Annotated in this window: 13 protein-coding genes; 2 read left to right on the forward strand and 11 right to left on the reverse strand. The window is 66.9% G+C overall.

Annotation, left to right across the window (positions count from 1 at the left end):
• Position 1: 1 nt before the first annotated feature.
• The 9 genes from glgB to ACTJJX_RS12205 all read right to left on the reverse strand — a co-directional run bounded on the left by glgB (position 2) and on the right by ACTJJX_RS12205 (position 11,904).
• Complete coding sequence (glgB, locus tag ACTJJX_RS12165) at positions 2 to 2,200, reverse strand: 1,4-alpha-glucan branching protein GlgB (protein ID WP_003113646.1); 2,199 nt, start codon at positions 2,198 to 2,200, stop codon at positions 2 to 4.
• Positions 2,197 to 5,499, reverse strand: a complete 3,303-nt coding sequence (gene treS / locus ACTJJX_RS12170) for a maltose alpha-D-glucosyltransferase (RefSeq protein WP_003088929.1) — start codon at positions 5,497 to 5,499, stop codon at positions 2,197 to 2,199. The genes glgB and treS overlap by 4 nt, the downstream gene beginning before the upstream one ends.
• A gap of 10 nt (positions 5,500 to 5,509) precedes the next feature.
• Positions 5,510 to 7,504, reverse strand: coding sequence for an alpha-1,4-glucan--maltose-1-phosphate maltosyltransferase (locus tag ACTJJX_RS12175; RefSeq protein ID WP_003120192.1), 1,995 nt, complete (start codon positions 7,502 to 7,504; stop codon positions 5,510 to 5,512).
• Positions 7,505 to 7,647: 143 nt separating this feature from the next.
• A complete protein-coding gene (gene ku / locus ACTJJX_RS12180; RefSeq protein WP_016851668.1) occupies positions 7,648 to 8,529 on the reverse strand; it encodes a non-homologous end joining protein Ku in 882 nt (293 codons plus the stop codon).
• A 22-nt stretch (positions 8,530 to 8,551) separates the two neighbouring features.
• The gene (locus tag ACTJJX_RS12185) at positions 8,552 to 8,794 is read right to left on the reverse strand and encodes a hypothetical protein (RefSeq protein ID WP_003088922.1); all 243 of its coding nucleotides are present in this window, start codon (positions 8,792 to 8,794) and stop codon (positions 8,552 to 8,554) included.
• Positions 8,795 to 8,807: 13 nt separating this feature from the next.
• Positions 8,808 to 9,299 carry an MgtC/SapB family protein gene (locus ACTJJX_RS12190; protein ID WP_003088919.1) on the reverse strand — a complete coding sequence of 164 codons (492 nt, stop codon included), beginning with the start codon at positions 9,297 to 9,299 and terminating at the stop codon, positions 8,808 to 8,810.
• Positions 9,296 to 9,430: a PSPA7_2676 family Cys-rich small protein gene (locus ACTJJX_RS12195; RefSeq protein WP_003088917.1), complete on the reverse strand. Its 135-nt coding sequence runs from the start codon at positions 9,428 to 9,430 to the stop codon at positions 9,296 to 9,298. Before ACTJJX_RS12195 ends, ACTJJX_RS12190 begins: the two co-directional genes overlap by 4 nt.
• A gap of 96 nt (positions 9,431 to 9,526) precedes the next feature.
• A complete protein-coding gene (gene katE, locus ACTJJX_RS12200; RefSeq protein WP_003144291.1) occupies positions 9,527 to 11,656 on the reverse strand; it encodes a catalase HPII in 2,130 nt (709 codons plus the stop codon).
• Between the two features lie 80 nt (positions 11,657 to 11,736).
• On the reverse strand, positions 11,737 to 11,904 hold the full coding sequence (locus ACTJJX_RS12205; protein ID WP_003088912.1) for a general stress protein: 168 nt from the start codon (positions 11,902 to 11,904) through the stop codon (positions 11,737 to 11,739).
• 248 nt (positions 11,905 to 12,152) lie between these two features.
• On the opposite strand from ACTJJX_RS12205, the gene ACTJJX_RS12210 reads away from it, so the two are divergent.
• Complete coding sequence (locus ACTJJX_RS12210; RefSeq protein ID WP_003160214.1) at positions 12,153 to 12,317, forward strand: hypothetical protein; 165 nt, start codon at positions 12,153 to 12,155, stop codon at positions 12,315 to 12,317.
• Positions 12,318 to 12,402: 85 nt separating this feature from the next.
• Positions 12,403 to 12,801 carry a hypothetical protein gene (locus tag ACTJJX_RS12215; RefSeq protein ID WP_003100818.1) on the forward strand — a complete coding sequence of 133 codons (399 nt, stop codon included), beginning with the start codon at positions 12,403 to 12,405 and terminating at the stop codon, positions 12,799 to 12,801.
• A gap of 6 nt (positions 12,802 to 12,807) precedes the next feature.
• Here ACTJJX_RS12215 and ACTJJX_RS12220 read toward each other — a convergent pair whose 3' ends face one another.
• Both ACTJJX_RS12220 and ACTJJX_RS12225 read right to left on the reverse strand, forming a co-directional pair.
• Entirely contained in the window at positions 12,808 to 15,246 is a 2,439-nt protein-coding gene (locus ACTJJX_RS12220; protein ID WP_016851669.1) for a glycogen/starch/alpha-glucan phosphorylase, read from the reverse strand.
• A gap of 52 nt (positions 15,247 to 15,298) precedes the next feature.
• Positions 15,299 to 15,586, reverse strand: a complete 288-nt coding sequence (locus ACTJJX_RS12225) for a DUF2513 domain-containing protein (RefSeq protein ID WP_003100808.1) — start codon at positions 15,584 to 15,586, stop codon at positions 15,299 to 15,301.
• Positions 15,587 to 15,593: the final 7 nt, after the last annotated feature.

Raw genomic sequence — 15,593 nt, forward strand, 5'->3', positions numbered from 1 at the left:
ATCAGCCGGCCGGACGCAGCAGCAGCGTGCCCAGCGGCGGCAGGTCGAGCACCAGCGACTGCGCCTGGCCATGGGCGCCGCACGACTCGCTGGAGACGCGGCCCTGGCTGCCTGCGCCGGAACCGGCGAACGCCTGGGCGTCGCTATTGAGCAGCACGTCCCAGTCGCCGCCTTGCGGTACGCCGATCCGATAGCCCTGGCGCGGCACCGGGGTGAAATTGTGTACCGCCAGCAGCGATGGCTCGCCGGCCGCGTGGCGCAGCCAGGCGTAGACACTGTTCGCCTGGTCGTCGCCGATCAGCCATTCGAAGCCGAGCGCCTCGCCGTCGCGCGCATGCAGTGCGGGGAGTTCGCGGTACAGCCGGTTGAGGGCCGCCACCAGGTCCTGTACGCCCTGATGCTCCGGATAGCGCAGCAGGTACCAGTCCAGTTCGCCGTCGTGGTTCCACTCGCGCCACTGGCCGAACTCGCATCCCATGAACAGCAGCTTCTTGCCCGGGTGCGACCACATGAAGCTCAGGTACAGGCGCAGGTTGGCGAACTTCTGCCAGCGGTCGCCGGGCATCTTGTCCAGTAGCGAGTGCTTGCCATGTACCACCTCGTCGTGGGAGATCGGCAGGATGAAATGCTCGGAGAAGGCGTAGAGCAGGCCGAAGGTCAACTGGTGGTGGTGATAGCGCCGGTGCAGCGGGTCTTCGCCGATGTACGCCAGGCTGTCGTGCATCCAGCCCATGTTCCACTTATGGCTGAAGCCCAGGCCGCCCTCCGCCACCGGACGGCTGACGCCGGGCCAGGCGGTGGATTCCTCGGCGATCACCAGCGCGCCGGGGGTTTCGCTGGCGACCACCTGGTTGAGGTGATGGAGGAAGTCGATGGCCTCCAGGTTCTCCCGGCCGCCATGGCGGTTCGGCAGCCATTCGCCTTCCTTGCGCGAATAGTCGCGATAGAGCATCGAGGCCACCGCATCCACCCGCAGGCCGTCGACGTGGTAGGTGCGCAGCCAGTGCAGCGCCGAGGCCAGCATGAAGCCGTGCACCTCGCTGCGGCCAAGGTTGTAGATGTAGGTATCCCAGTCCTGGTGGAAGCCTTCGAAGGGATGTTCGTACTCGTACAGCGCCGTGCCGTCGAAACGGCCCAGGCCGTGGGCGTCGGTGGGAAAATGCGCCGGCACCCAGTCGAGGATCACGCCGATGCCGGCCTGGTGGCAGGCGTCGACGAACGCGGCGAAGTCCTCCGGCGTGCCGTAGCGCGCGGTGGGGGCGAACAACCCGAGCGGCTGGTAGCCCCAGGAGCCGCCGAAGGGATGTTCCATCACCGGCATCAGCTCGATATGGGTGAAGCCGAGCTGGCGCACGTAGGGAATCAGCTCCTCCGCCAGTTCCGACCAGTGCGGCGGCCGGCCGTCGCGGTGGCGCCAGGAGCCGGCGTGGACTTCGTAGATCGACAGCGGTGCCGCATAGCCCTGGCGCTCCGCGCGCCGGGCCAGCCAGTCCTGGTCGCGCCACTCGTGGCGCAACGCCGCGCAGGTCTTCGAAGCGGTTCCGGGCGGCGTCTCGCAGGCCAGCGCCAGGGGGTCGGCCTTCAGCGGCAGGAGGCCGTCGTGGCCCTGCAACTCGTACTTGTACAGTTCGCCCTCGCCGAGGCGCGGGACGAACAGTTCCCAGACGCCGGATGGATAGCGTCGTCGCATCGGGTGACGGCGCCCGTCCCAGCCGTTGAAATCGCCGACCACCGAGACGCGCACGGCGTTCGGCGCCCAGACTGCGAAGCGCACGCCCTCCACGCCTTCGTGACGGGTCAGTTGCGCGCCCAGGCAGGAGGCCAGTTGGCGGTGGTTGCCTTCGGCGAACAGGTAGAGGTCGAGTTCGCCGAGCAACGGCCCGAAGGCATAGGGGTCTTCGCTTTCCTGCACGCCGTCCGGCCAGTGCACGCGCAGGCGGTAGCGCGGTGGCAGGCGCTCCAGGTGGCGCTGGAACAAGCCGCTGCCGGGGTCGCTCTGCTCCAGTTCGGCGAGCGTCGCGCCGTCTTCGTCGAGCAGCTCGACGCGCTGCGCGCCGGGCAGGTAGGCGCGCAGCACGCCGCCTTCGCCGCCGGGGTCGCGCTGCGGGCCGAGGAAGGCGAATGGATCGCCCTGCAGGCCGCGCTGCAGCTTGTCCAGCTCCAGTTGCCAGCGTTCGCGTTCGGACATCGGTTCGCTCATCGGTTCTTGCCCTTCAGGAGGTGTTCGGTGAGTTCGGCCAGACCGGCGAGAGGCACTTCCAGCCAGTCGGGGCGGTAGTCGGCTTCGTAGAGCAGTTCGTAGGCGGCCTTTTCCAGGCAGGCCAGGGCCAGCGCCGCCCCCTCGCCTTCGCGACCGTGCCAGGCGTGCATGAGACCCGCCGCGGCGGCCCGATAGCCGGCCAGGAAGGCGTCGCGGGCTTCGCTGCGATAGCGCATGGCGACCTTGCGCCGGGCGCTGTCGGCCTGTTCCGAGCTATCGGTGCTCTGCGCGTTGCGCAGGACCATCGCCGCCGCGTAGTCGAACGAGCGCAGCATGCCGCCGACGTCCTTCATCGGACTGTGGCGCTGGCGGCGCTCTTCCAGGCTGCGCGCCGGCTCGCCCTCGAAGTCGATGAAGCGTGCGTCGCCCTGGACCATCAGCACCTGGCCCAGGTGCAGGTCGCCGTGAACCCTGATCAGCAGCCCGCCGGCTGCCTGCCGGGCCAGCAGCGGCAGGCGTTCGAGCAGCGCCGGCAGGCGTTCCAGCAGGCGCCGCGCCTGTTCCGCCGCCTCGCCCTGCAACGGCCGTGGCGGCTCGCTCAGGCGTTTGCCGGCTTCGCGCAACTGTTCGGCGATGCGCAGCGCCCAGGCCTGGACGCTGGCTTCGTCGCTCTCGCGGCTGCCGAAGGCCGGATCGTCCGACTCGCCGGCCAGTACGCTGTGCATCTCGCCGAGCCGGGCGCCGAGGTTGGCGGCGAAGCCGCGCAGTTCGGCGAGGCTGTCGTATTGCCCTTCGAGCGCCTCGCTGGCCGCGGATATCTCGTCGCGCACGGCTCGCTCCAGGTTGTCCAGGGTCCAGTTCCAGGCGTCGCCCTGGTTGTTCAGGTAGCCCTGCAGGATCATCAGCGTGTGCGGCTCGCCATCCGCGCCGACCCGCCGTACCTCGCCGAGCAACGGGGCGATGCCGGGGTAGCCGTGGCGGGTCAGGTAGCCGCCGACCTCGATTTCCGGGTGCAGCCCCGGAAGGATCTTGCGCAGCACCTTGAGGACCATGCGCTCGCCGAAGCGGATCGAGCTGTTGGACTGCTCCACCGAGAACGGCAGGACGTCTTCGTCGGCGATGTCGTCCATTTCCGCCAGTCCCGCCGCCGGGATGAACTGGATCTCGCCGTCGCCGTGGGCGATCACCGCCTCGGCGCGGAGTTGCGCGAGGACCTTGCGGGCGAACAGCGGCAGGCTGGCGGCGTCGGTCAGCAGGCCGACCTTGCGACCGCGCCGCAGGCGCGCCAGGGCCAGCAACTGAGGCAGGCTGTCGCCGCGCTGGTCGGCGTCGAGGAAGCCCAACGGCAACTGGTAGCGCAGCCCGTCGATCTCCACTTCGCACAACGCACAGCGCGGCTCCGCCTCGTCCAGCGGAACGATGTAGCAGAGCCGTGGCTGGCCTTTCTCGCCGGCGAACCAGCGGCGCTTCGGCAGGTAGGCCGGCAGCGTCTCGCCTTCCAGGATGTTCCGCGATGCGCCCTGCAGCAGCTCGCCGAGGCGCTGCTTGACCACCAGGGTCGGCAGTTCCGGCAGGCGCTCGTCGGCGGCCACGTGCCAGCTCGGCATCTGCGTCGCGTCGGCCAGGTAGAACCAGTAGAAGCCGTAGGGCGGCAGGGTCAGCAGGTAGGTCAGCTCGCCGATCGGCGGGAACGACATGCCGCCGATCATCTCCACCGGCACCTTGCCGGCATGGCTGGCGAGGTCCAGTTCCACCGCCTGGGCCGCGCGCGACAGGTTGGCCACGCAGAGGATGCTGTCCTGCCGTTCGCCCTCGGCGTATTCGCGCAGGTAGGCGAGGATCCGTCGGTTGCTCGGCGCGAGCATCTTCAGGCTGCCGCGGCCGAAGGCCTTCTGCTGGCTGCGCACGGCGAGCAGGCGGCGCATCCAGTTGAGCAGCGAATGCGGGTCGCGCGCCTGCGCCTCGACGTTGATCGTCTGGTAGCCGTACAGCGGGTCGAGAATCGGCGGCAGCACCAGCTTCGCCGGGTCGGCGCGGGAGAAGCCGCCGTTGCGGTCCACCGACCACTGCATCGGGGTCCGCACGCCGTCGCGGTCGCCGAGGTAGATGTTGTCGCCCATGCCGATCTCGTCGCCGTAGTACAGGGTCGGCGTGCCCGGCATCGACAACAGCAGGCTGTGCAGCAGCTCGATGCGCCGCCGGTCACGCTCCACCAGCGGCGCCAGGCGCCGGCGGATGCCCAGGTTGAGGCGCGCGCGGCGGTCGGCGGCATAGTGGTTCCAGAGATAGTCGCGCTCGTCGTCGGTGACCATCTCCAGGGTCAGCTCGTCGTGGTTGCGCAGGAAGATCGCCCATTGGCAATTGGCCGGGATGTCCGGGGTCTGGCGCAGGATGTCGGTGATCGGATAGCGATCCTCCTGGGCGATGGCCATGTACATGCGCGGCATCAGCGGGAAGTGGAAGGCCATGTGGCATTCGTCGCCCTCGCCGCCATCCTCGCCGCCGAAGTACGGCCGGGTGTCTTCCGGCCACTGGTTGGCCTCGGCCAGCAGCATGCGGTCGGGATAGTGCGCGTCCAGCTCGGCGCGGATGCGCTTGAGCACCTGGTGGGTCTCCGGCAGGTTCTCGCTGCTGGTGCCGTCGCGTTCGATCAGGTAGGGAATCGCGTCCAGGCGCAGGCCGTCGACGCCCATGTCCAGCCAGTAGCGCATCACCCCGAGCACCTCGCGCAGGACCTGCGGGTTGTCGAAGTTCAGGTCCGGCTGGTGGGAATAGAAGCGGTGCCAGTAGTACTGTTGGGCTACCGGGTCCCAGGTCCAGTTGGACTGCTCGGTGTCGATGAAGATGATCCGCGTACCCTGGTATTTCTCGTCGCTGTCCGACCAGACGTAGTAGTCGCGGGCGCGCGACCCCTTCTTCGCGTGGCGGGCGCGGATGAACCAGGGATGCTGGTCGGAGGTGTGGTTGATCACCAGCTCGGTAATCACCCGCAGACCGCGTCGATGGGCCTCGGCGATGAACCGGCGGGCGTCGGCGAGGCTGCCGTAGTCGCTGTGCACGCCACGGTACTGGGCGATGTCGTAGCCGTCGTCGCGGCGTGGCGACGGGTAGAACGGCAGCAGCCAGAGAGTGTTCACGCCGAGGTCGGCGATGTAGTCGAGCTTCTCGATCAGCCCGGCGAAGTCGCCGATGCCATCGTTGTTGGCGTCGTAGAAGGATTTCACGTGGACCTGGTAGATCACCGCGTCCTTGTACCATTGCGGGTCGTTGAGAAAGACCGGCTTCTCGCGTCTGGCCATGGGTTTCTCCTTATGCGTCGACGCGCCGCACGCGCCAGATGCCGAACGGCAGGTGCCAGGGTTCGATGCGCATCCACTGGACCTTGCCGTGCCAGACCCAGCGATGCCCGTTCATCAGGTCCTCGCCCTGGAGACTGGCGTCGTCGGGCAGGCCGAACTCCCACAGCGGCAGTTCGAAATGCGCCTCCTGGGCTTCGTGCGGGTCCAGGCAGACCGCCACCAGAACGAAGTTGGCGAGGTCCGCGGTGCGCTTGCCGAAATACAGGATGCGGTCGTTCCAGGCGTTGTAGGCCTGGAACCCGAGGTGCGTCTGCAATGCCGGGTTTTCCCGGCGGATGCGGTTGAGCCGGGCGATCTCGGCGACGATGTTGCCCGGCGCCTGGTAGTCGCGCGGACGCAACTGGTATTTCTCCGAGTCGAGGTACTCCTCCTTGCCCGGCAAGGCCGCCGCCTCGCACAGCTCGAAGCCGGAGTACATGCCCCACAGCCCCGACCCCATGGTCGCCAGGGCGGCACGGATGAGGAAGCCGGGGCGGCCGGAGCGTTGCAGGAACCAGGGATTGATGTCCGGGGTGTTGACGAAGAAGTTCGGCCGGTAGCAGTCGCGCCAGGGTGGCTGGTTGAGTTCGGCGAAGTACTCCGCCAGTTCCTGCTTGTCGTTGCGCCAGGTGAAATAGGTGTAGCTCTGGCTGAAGCCGACCTTGCCCAGGCGCGCCATCATCGCCGGGCGGGTGAACGCCTCGGAAAGGAAGATCACCTGCGGATGGCGGCCGCGCACCTCGGCGATCAGCCACTCCCAGAACGGCAGTGGCTTGGTGTGCGGGTTGTCGACGCGAAACAGCGTCACGCCCTGCTCGACCCAGCCCAGCACCACGTCGCGCAAGGCTTCCCACAGGCTCGGCAGGGCCTGTTCGGCGTAGAAGTCGACGTTGACGATGTCCTCGTACTTCTTCGGCGGGTTCTCCGCGTAGCGCAAGCTACCGTCCGGACGCCAGGCGAACCAGCCGGGATGCTCGCGCAGCCAGGGGTGGTCGGGGGAGCACTGGATGGCGAAGTCCAGCGCCAGTTCCATGCCGTGCTCGCGCACCGCAACGAGCAGCCGGCGGAAATCCTCGCGGTCGCCCAGTTCGGGATGGATCGCCTCGTGGCCGCCATCCTCACTGCCGATCGCATACGGGCTGCCGGGGTCGCCGGCCTCGGCACGCAAGGAATTGTTGCGGCCCTTGCGATGGGTGCGGCCGATGGGGTGGATCGGCGGGAAATAGAGAACGTCGAAGCCCATCGCGGCGATCTGCGGCAGGCGCCGGATCACGTCGTCGAAGGTACCGTGGCGTGTCGGGTCGCCGCTTTCCGAGCGAGGGAACAGCTCGTACCAACTGGCGAAGCGCGCCAGCGGTCGCTCCACCTCCACCGGGTATTCGCGGCTGCGCACCAGGTGCTCGCGCGGGCCGACCAGACGCAACAGTTCGCCGGTCTGCGCCGCCAGCCACAGCGCCACCCGCTCCTCGACGCTCTGGCAGGCCTGCAGGCGTTCGGCCAGCGGCGCACAGGCGGCGGCGATCTCCGGACCGCCGCGCTCGGCGCAGCGCTGCAGCAGTTCGTCGCCCTCGCGCAGCTCCAGGTCCAGCGGCAGGCGTGCGCCATGCTTGGCACGCAATTCGCGGCGGTAGCCGGCAAAACGGTCGATCCAGGCCTCGATACGGAAGTACAGGCGGCCGCAGGGCGGCGTGCGCAACTGCGCGCTCCAGAAATCGTTGCCTTCGGGCAGCAGCGGCAGGCGCCGCTCCGCGGTTTCCCCGACACGCCGCCAGACCACCTCGGCACCGAGTACCTCATGGCCATCGGCGAAGATTCGCGCGGCCAGGCGCAGGTCGCGGTCGCTCTCGGTCTTCGCGGGATAGGCACCCTCTTCCACCACAGGGCTGACCGACTCGATGGCGATACGGGGCTGCTGGATGGCGATGACCAGCGGATCATCGTCGCTGTTGCGGACAATCGAACTCATCGAGGCGCGCTCCTCCGGGACGTGGGTTCGGCGATGGGTCGCGAGGCTTCCGCCGGCCTCGAGTGGCCGGCGGCGCGGACGGTCATTGATTCCGAGCCCGCCGGCGACCGATTGGTTCAGGTTGATTTACCCAGCGGCTCGCCTCAGGCCTTGCGCCGCGAACGCGAGGCACCGGACTTGGCGCGACCCTTCGCGTCGGCCCCGGCCTTTTCGCTGCCCTTGTCCTTGCCACCGCCGGCGCGGGAACGCAGGCTGCGCTTGAGCAGGTCGGTGAGATCGATGATGTCGGCGCCCTTGCCAGCCACCTCCTCCTCTTCCTCCACCGCGTGCAGCTGGCCCTTGGCGGCCTTTTCCTCGACCAGCTTCATGATCTTGTCGCTGAAGCTGTCCTTGTATTCGGCCGGCTCCCAGTGGGAGGCCATGTCCTCCACCAGGCGCTTGGCCATCTCCAGCTCGCGCTTGTCGAGTTTCGCCTCGGTGACGCTTTCGTCCAGCTCCAGGCCATCCAGGCTGCGCACCTGCGACGGCCAGCGCAGGGTGATCAGCACCAGGGCGTCCTGCAGAGGCCGCAGGAGCGCCAGGTGCTGGCGGGTGTGCAGGACGACGTTGGCCAGGGCGACCTTGCCGGTGCGCTCCAGGGTCTCCCGGAGCAGCGCGTAGACCTTGCCTCCGCGCCGGTCGGGGGCCAGGTAGTACGGGGTATCGAAGTGCTGCAGGGGAATTTCCTGGCTATCGACGAACGCGAAGATCTCGATGGTCTGGGTCGACTTGGGATGCGCCGCGCGGATTTCTTCCTCGCTCAGCACCACGTAGCGGCCCTTTTCGTACTCCACGCCCTTGACGATGTTCTCGCGCTCGATCTCCTTGCCGGTGACCTTGTTCACCCGCTTGTAGCCGACCGGCTCCATGCTGCGCTGGTCGAGCCAGTCGAAATCGATGCCCTGCGACGAGGTCGCCGCCGACAGGCTCACCGGTATATGCACCAGGCCGAAGCTGATCGCGCCTTTCCAGATCGCACGCGCCATGCCGGTTTCCTCCTCTTGATGGTTACAGCGTGCCGCCGTCCGCGTAACGCACGCGGCCGTCGGCGGCGATGTCGGTGATGCGCTGGAGCAGGTTGTCGGCGGCGGTCTCGGCGTCGCTCAGGCAACTGCAACCCGGGGTCACTACCCACAGCATGCGTACCGCCGCGCCACGCCGCTTGGGCTGATAGAGGATCAGGCCGACCGGCTGGCAGCGCTCCTGCATCGCGTCGGTCCAGGCGGTACAGGCGTCGAAGTCCTTGAACATGACGGAACTCTCCTCAATGGCTATCGGAAGATGGCGGCGAACGGTTCAGGCAGGCCAGGACATGCAGCACCAGTAGCGCCAGGACCGTCCCGAGCACCGCGGTACCCTGGTGACCGAGTCCGACCGCGACGCCTATGGCGGTGCTGGCCCAGAGACCCGCCGCGGTGGTCAGGCCCCTGACCCGGCTTTCCCGACCTGCCTTGAGGATGGTGCCGGCGCAGAGGAAGCCGATGCCGGCGACGGTGCCCTGGATCACCCGGCTCAGCGCGTCCGCCCCGCCACCCTGCAATTGCAGCGGCATGACGAACAGCGCCGCGCCGAGGGTTACCAGCATGTGCGTGCGCAGGCCGGCGGCCTTGCCGCTCTGCTCGCGCTCGTAGCCGAGTACCGCGCCGAGCGCCGCCGCCAGCAGCAGGCGCAACGCGGCGCGGGCGGTCTGCTCGAAGTCGGCGAGATCGGCGAACTCCTCGCCGAGGATCTTCCACAGCGTCTCCCAGGCGCTCATCGGCGTTGTATCCCGCTGTAGCGCAGGGCACCGCAACGCAGGCAGCGCTCGCAGTCGAAGGTTTCCTCACCCAGTCGCAACGCCGGTTGCCGGCACCAATCGCAACCGCCGATCAGGCAACGCAAGGTCATCCGGGTCCTCCCGCCGAATCGCTCGGCCAGCCGCCCTTTCCAGCTGTGACCGACGAGACGACGGGAAGGTGCGATCGGATTCGCCAGCGGCGCTCCTCAGGCGGGGATCGCCTTGGTCGCCGCCTCGCGCTGCCAGATCCGGTGCTGCATCAATGCCTGGCGCAGACCGGGGAAGACATCGGTGGCCGTGGCGCCGAGCACCACGCCGGGGTCGCCAGGCAACGAAAGCTGGCTGGCCAGCGCCTGGGCATCGCCAGCGAAGGCCACTGGCTTCAGGTGCTTGTAGGCTTCCAGCAGGTAGTGCAGGCCGCGTCCGTCCGCGCCGATGGCCTGGCTGCTGGCCGCGCCACCAGGCACGAAGACCGCGTCGAAGGCTACCGACGGCAGGCCGTCCCAGGTTCCCTCCGGGATCAGTTCGGCACCGTTTTCGGCCTGCACCGGCGAAGCGCTGGGCGCGATCAGCTTGGCGTCCGCGCCCTCCTGGCGGAGCGCGTCGCGTAGGTCGCTGACGTCGCTCTCGGCGACGCCGTCGGCGATCAGGATCGCCACCTTGCGCGAACGGATGTCGCCGGACAGCAGGTTCATCTGGCTCAGCGCCGGCGACGGCTTCGGCTGCGGTGCCGGGTTGGCCGGCGCGGCGAGCTGCACACCGACGTTCGCCGCGACCCTGGCGGCCAGTTGCGGATCGATGTTGAGGAGTATCTGGTTGACTTCGCGCTCACGGATCGATTGCCGCTCGACCTTGGACAGTTCGAAGCTGTAGGCGGCGACGATATGCGCCTGCTCGGCCTCGCTCATGCTGTGCCAGAACAATGCGGCCTGGCTGAAATGATCGGCGAAGGAGTCGGCGCGCTTGCGCAGCTTGCTGCCGCTGACCGGCTCGTGGTAGGTGGAGAAGCCGCCGTTGCGCGCCGCCGGCGGGGTTTCCTTCGGCCAGCCGCCGTCGATCGAGTTCGGTTCATAGGAAGCCCGGCCGCGGTTGATGGTCTGCCGGTGCGGCGCGTCGCGCTGGTTGTTGTGGAACGGACACAGCGGGCGGTTGATCGGGATTTCGTTGAAGTTCGGCCCGCTCAGGCGCAGCAGTTGGGTGTCGGTATAGGAGAACAGCCGACCCTGCAACAGCGGGTCGTTGGTGAAGTCGATTCCGGGGACCACGTGGCCGACGTGGAACGCCACCTGTTCGGTCTCGGCGAAGAAATTGTCGGGGTTGCGGTTGAGTACCATCCGCCCCACCACCCTTACCGGCACCAACTCCTCGGGCACCAGCTTGGTGGGGTCGAGCAGGTCGAAGTCGAAGCTGTCCTGCTGGTTCTCCGGGATCACCTGCAGGCCCAGCTCCCATTCGGGATAGTCGCCCTTCTCGATGTCCTCCCAGAGGGTCCGCCGGTTGAAGTCGGGGTCCTTGCCGGCGAGCTTCTGCGCCTCGTCCCAGACCAGCGAGCAGGTCCCGGACTTCGGTCGCCAGTGGAACTTGACCAGCACGCTCTCGCCGGCCGCGTTGACCAGGCGGAAGGTGTGCACGCCGAAGCCCTGCATGTTGCGGTAGGCGATCGGAATGGCGCGGTCGGACATCAGCCACATGACCATGTGCGCCGACTCCGGGGTCAGCGAAACGAAGTCCCAGAAGGTGTCGTGGGCAGACGCTCCGGTGGGAATCTCGTTGTGCGGCTCGGGTTTCACCGCATGGACGAAGTCGGGGAACTTGATCGCATCCTGGATGAAGAATACCGGCATGTTGTTGCCGACCAGGTCGAAGTTGCCTTCGTCGGTATAGAACTTCACGGCGAAGCCGCGTACGTCACGCACCGTATCCGCGGACCCGCGCGGCCCCTGCACGGTGGAGAAACGCACGAAGACCGGGGTACGCTTGCCCGCCTCGGCGAGGAAGCCGGCCTTGGTCAGGTCGCTGAGGTCCTCGTAGGCCTCGAAGTAGCCATGCGCCGCCGAGCCACGAGCGTGGACCACGCGCTCGGGAATGCGCTCGTGGTCGAAGTGGGTGATCTTCTCGCGCATGATGAAGTCTTCGAGCAACGACGGTCCGCGCTCGCCGGCCTTCAGGGTGTTCTGGTTATCGGCGATGCGGGTGCCGGTATTGGTGCTCAGGGCCTCTCCGGTGGCGTCCTCGCGATAGGCCTCCAGCTGTTCCAGCTTGGCGTTGCTGTTGCCACGGTCGACGGTGTCGGTGCCGGCCGCCTGGCTGCGCTGCTCGTTGTTCTGCTCGCTCATCGGTTTCCTCTCCTCATCCTGGGCATGAAAATGGGGCGGATGCCTCCCTGCTCCGCCCCATTCACTTCACTGCGCGGTTATCAGTTCCCGCCGTGGCTGCGCTGGCCACCTTTCTTGCCAGCCTCGGAGGCCCGCTGCGGATCGTTCTTGAAGTTGCCGCCGCTGGCCTGGCCGCCCTTCTTGCCGGCCTCCGAAGCACGTTTCGGGTCTTCCGCGAAGTTGCCTTTACCACCTTGATGCTGTGCCATTTCTATTTCCTCCGAATAATCTCTTCAGAACAGATTTCATGGACGCATGCGTTGCGCATGCCCTAACTCTGAGAGGGTGTTTCGCCAGTGGTTCAGATTATTTTCAGCGAATGAAAGCGAAGCGCTTTGCCAGCATGTTTCGAGCGCAATCCATAGGGTTCAAAGATCCTTGCCTTATTCCATTGCCAGCATTGACAGGAATCCCCGAATTGCGTCAGATGAAAGCCCGCACATCTCGGAGGAGCACCATGAAACCCTACGAGCATCCGGCCTACAGCGATCCCGTGGTAAGCAACGAAGAACCCGATCGCGATTGCCATGAATGGAATTTCGAACCGGGAGACAGTGATCAGGAACCCTACCCCGAATATCATGGAGCGAATACCGAAGAATGCCCAGGCGGAGGCACTTAATTATTCTTTTCTATTGCAATCCCTGACATTCCGATAGACCCATTCAATAATTAATCGTCGAACTTTAAAACAAATGGAACTCGCCATGGAAAACAGTGACGAAGTGCGATTCCAGCACTATTTCATTTCTCTCGTCGAACAGGTGGCGAAACCGCTTTTCGTCGACTCCTGCGAAGAGGCGCGCAGCTACGGCCTGGACTGCAACGTGGACCTCGACCTCGACGAGGACGGCCATCCTCGCCTGCGCCTGGAAGTCGGCGAGCCGGGAGGCGAGAAAAGCCACTACAGCCTGCTGGCGATTCCCGGCGAGCGGGTCATCCATCGCCAGTACCTGGCCGGGGCCCAGGAATGGCACAGCCTGCCGGCCGAGCTGGCGTCGATCAACCCGATGGTGCTGGACAGCGAGCTGGCGGTATTCTTCCGCCGCGCCTTCGACCTTCGCCTGGAGGGCCCCGAACGCCGTCACCCGGCCGGCTTCTGGTAAGGCCCTTCATAGCTTCCAGATATCCCGGGCGTATTCGCTGATCGTCCGGTCGGCGCTGAACCAGCCGATCCGCGCCACGTTGAGCAACGCCGAGCGCCACCAGCGATCGGGCTCGCGCCAGACTTCCTCGACCCGGCACTGCGCATGCCAGTAGGCCTCGAAGTCGGCGCAGAGCATGAAGCGGTCGTCGTGCACCAGGCCGTCCACCAGCCCTTCGTAGCGGCTGCGGTCGTCGGCCGAGAACAGCCCGCTGCGGATCGCCTCCAGGGCTTCCTCCAGCCGCGGCGAGGCCGCGATCACCCCGCCCATCTCCAGCTCCCCGGCCTGCCGGCGCTGCTCCACCTGCTGGGCGCTGAGGCCGAAGATGAACATGTGTTCCAGGCCGATCCGCTGGCTCATCTCGACATTGGCGCCGTCCAGGGTGCCGATGGTCAGCGCGCCGTTGAGGGCGAACTTCATGTTGCTGGTCCCGGAGGCCTCGAGCCCGGCGGTGGAAATCTGCTCGGAGAGGTCCGCCGCGGGAATGATCGCCTCGGCCAGGCTGACGTTGTAGTTGGGCAGGAACACCAGCTTGAGCAGGCCGCGCACGGTGGGGTCGTCGTTGATGGTGCGGGCGATGTCGTTGGCCAGCTTGATGATCAGCTTGGCCTGGTGGTAGCTGGCGGCAGCCTTGCCGGCGAAGATCTTCACCCGCGGCACGCGGTCGGCGGTCGGGTCGTTGCGGATCTCCTGGTACAGCGCCACGGTGTGCAGCAGGTTGAGCAACTGCCGCTTGTATTCGTGGATACGCTTGATATGCACATCGAACAGCGCTTCCGGTTCGATCGCCACGCCGAGGCTGTGCAGCACCAGGCGCGCCAGGGCGGTCTTGTTCTGCCGACGCTGCTCGGCGAAGCGCGCCCGCAGCCTGGCGTCCTCGACGTGCTCCTCGAGGTCCGGCAGGCGCCGTTCCGGGGTGTCCAGCAGGTCGGCGCCGAGGGTCTCCACCAGCAGCTCGGTCAACCCCGGGTTGGCCTGGAACAGCCAGCGGCGGAACGACACGCCGTTGGTCTTGTTGCTGATGCGCTGCGGATAGAGGCGATGCAGGTCATGGAACACGGTTTCGCGCATCAGCTCGGTGTGCAATGCCGATACCCCGTTGATCTGGTGCGAACCGAGGAACGCCAGGTTGCCCATGCGCACCCGTCGGCCGTGGCCCTCCTCGATCAGGCTGACCGAACGCAACAGGTCGAAGTCGTGGATGTCCTGGGCACGCAGCGCGTCTATATGGAAGGCATTGATCAGGTAGATGATCTGCATGTGGCGCGGCAACAGGCGCTCCATCAGCGCCACCGGCCAGGATTCCAGGGCTTCCGGGAGCAGCGTGTGGTTGGTGTAGGACAAGGTCGCCACGCTCAGCGCCCAGGCGTCCGGCCAGGCCAGTTGGTGCACGTCCACCAGTTGCCGCATCAGCTCGGCGACGGCGATCGCCGGGTGGGTGTCGTTGAGCTGGATCGCCACCTGTTCCGGCAGGCTACGCAGGTCGTGATGATGGCGCAGGTGGCGGTCGAGCAGGTCCTGCAGCGAGGCTGAGACGAAGAAGTACTCCTGGCGCAGGCGCAGTTCCTGACCGGCCTCGGTGCTGTCGGCCGGATACAGCACCCGCGAGATGCTCTCCGCCTTGACCACGTCGACCACCGCGCCGATATGGTCGCCGGCGTTGAAACGGTCCAGTTGCAGGTCTTCCTCGGCGCGAGCGCGCCACAGGCGCAGGGTATTGACGCTGGCACGCCGCCAGCCGACGATCGGCGTGTCGTAGGCGATCGCCCGGATCCGCTCGTCCGGCCGCCAGATGGCTCGGCCACTGTGCTCGCTGTCGACCTGCACGCTGCCGCCGAAGTCGATGTAGTAGCTGACCTCGGGTCGTTCGAACTCCCAGGGATTGCCGAAATCCAGCCAGGTCTCGGTCTGCTCCTGCTGCCAGCCGTCGGTCAGCACCTGGCGGAACAGGCCATGCTCGTAGCGGATGCCATAGCCATGCGCGGGAATGTCGAGGCTGGCCATGCTTTCCATGAAGCATGCCGCCAGGCGTCCGAGGCCGCCGTTGCCGAGCGCCGCGTCCGGCTCCAGGGCAACGATCCGCTGCAGGTCGACGCCCAGCTCGGCAAGGGCCTGGCGGGTTTCCTCGAGCAGCCCGAGGTTGCCGAGGTTGTCCAGCAACAGGCGACCGATGAGGAACTCCAGGGACAGGTAGTAGACCCGCTTGCGCGCGGGCGCTTCACCTTGCGGGGTGGCCTCCTCCCAGTGGTCGATGATGTGGTCGCGCACCGCCAGGGCCACCGCTTCGAACCAGTCGTGCGGGCAGGCGGTGGATGGGTCGCGGCCGACGCTGTAGCGCAGTTTGGCGAGGATGCTGGCTTTCAGGGTCTGGACCGCACTTGGGGTCTGGTCTTGGCTGTCGGGCATCGCCGGGCTTCCTTCCGGCCCGCCGCTGCAGGCCGGTGCTTGCGGGGTTTTCTCAGGCGCTCTTGCGTACCGGCACGGCGGCCGCCGCGCTTTCCTGGCGCAGGCGGTCGAGCAGGTCGTGGCCGGCCAGGGTCAGGTGGTGGACCACCCATTGCTCCTGGCCGGTCCAGGAATGCTGGACGCTGCCGCAGAGCAGTTGCGCTTGGTTGAGCAACTGCAAGTGGTAGGCCACCGCCTCGCGGCAATGACCGGGTAGCTCGCGTGCTTCCCAGTGCTGGCCGAAGCCAAGGCTTTCCAGATGCTCCAGCAGATCCCTGATCAACCCCCAGTCGCGTTTCATCGGCATG

The sequence above is a fragment of the Pseudomonas sp. 22490 genome (genome assembly GCF_052044465.1).
GTDB classification, from domain to species: Bacteria; Pseudomonadota; Gammaproteobacteria; order Pseudomonadales; family Pseudomonadaceae; genus Pseudomonas; species Pseudomonas aeruginosa.

Bases quoted from the DNA above. Each gene is read 5' to 3' on its own strand.
- glgB (WP_003113646.1), bottom strand. From the start codon at position 2,200: ATGAGCGAACCGATGTCCGAACGCGAACGCTGGCAACTGGAGCTGGAC.
- treS (WP_003088929.1), bottom strand. From the start codon at position 5,499: ATGGCCAGACGCGAGAAGCCGGTCTTTCTCAACGACCCGCAATGGTAC.
- ACTJJX_RS12175 (WP_003120192.1), bottom strand. From the start codon at position 7,504: ATGAGTTCGATTGTCCGCAACAGCGACGATGATCCGCTGGTCATCGCC.
- ku (WP_016851668.1), bottom strand. From the start codon at position 8,529: ATGGCGCGTGCGATCTGGAAAGGCGCGATCAGCTTCGGCCTGGTGCAT.
- ACTJJX_RS12185 (WP_003088922.1), bottom strand. From the start codon at position 8,794: ATGTTCAAGGACTTCGACGCCTGTACCGCCTGGACCGACGCGATGCAG.
- ACTJJX_RS12190 (WP_003088919.1), bottom strand. From the start codon at position 9,299: ATGAGCGCCTGGGAGACGCTGTGGAAGATCCTCGGCGAGGAGTTCGCC.
- ACTJJX_RS12195 (WP_003088917.1), bottom strand. From the start codon at position 9,430: ATGACCTTGCGTTGCCTGATCGGCGGTTGCGATTGGTGCCGGCAACCG.
- katE (WP_003144291.1), bottom strand. From the start codon at position 11,656: ATGAGCGAGCAGAACAACGAGCAGCGCAGCCAGGCGGCCGGCACCGAC.
- ACTJJX_RS12205 (WP_003088912.1), bottom strand. From the start codon at position 11,904: ATGGCACAGCATCAAGGTGGTAAAGGCAACTTCGCGGAAGACCCGAAA.
- ACTJJX_RS12210 (WP_003160214.1), top strand. From the start codon at position 12,153: ATGAAACCCTACGAGCATCCGGCCTACAGCGATCCCGTGGTAAGCAAC.
- ACTJJX_RS12215 (WP_003100818.1), top strand. From the start codon at position 12,403: ATGGAAAACAGTGACGAAGTGCGATTCCAGCACTATTTCATTTCTCTC.
- ACTJJX_RS12220 (WP_016851669.1), bottom strand. From the start codon at position 15,246: ATGCCCGACAGCCAAGACCAGACCCCAAGTGCGGTCCAGACCCTGAAA.
- ACTJJX_RS12225 (WP_003100808.1), bottom strand. From the start codon at position 15,586: ATGAAACGCGACTGGGGGTTGATCAGGGATCTGCTGGAGCATCTGGAA.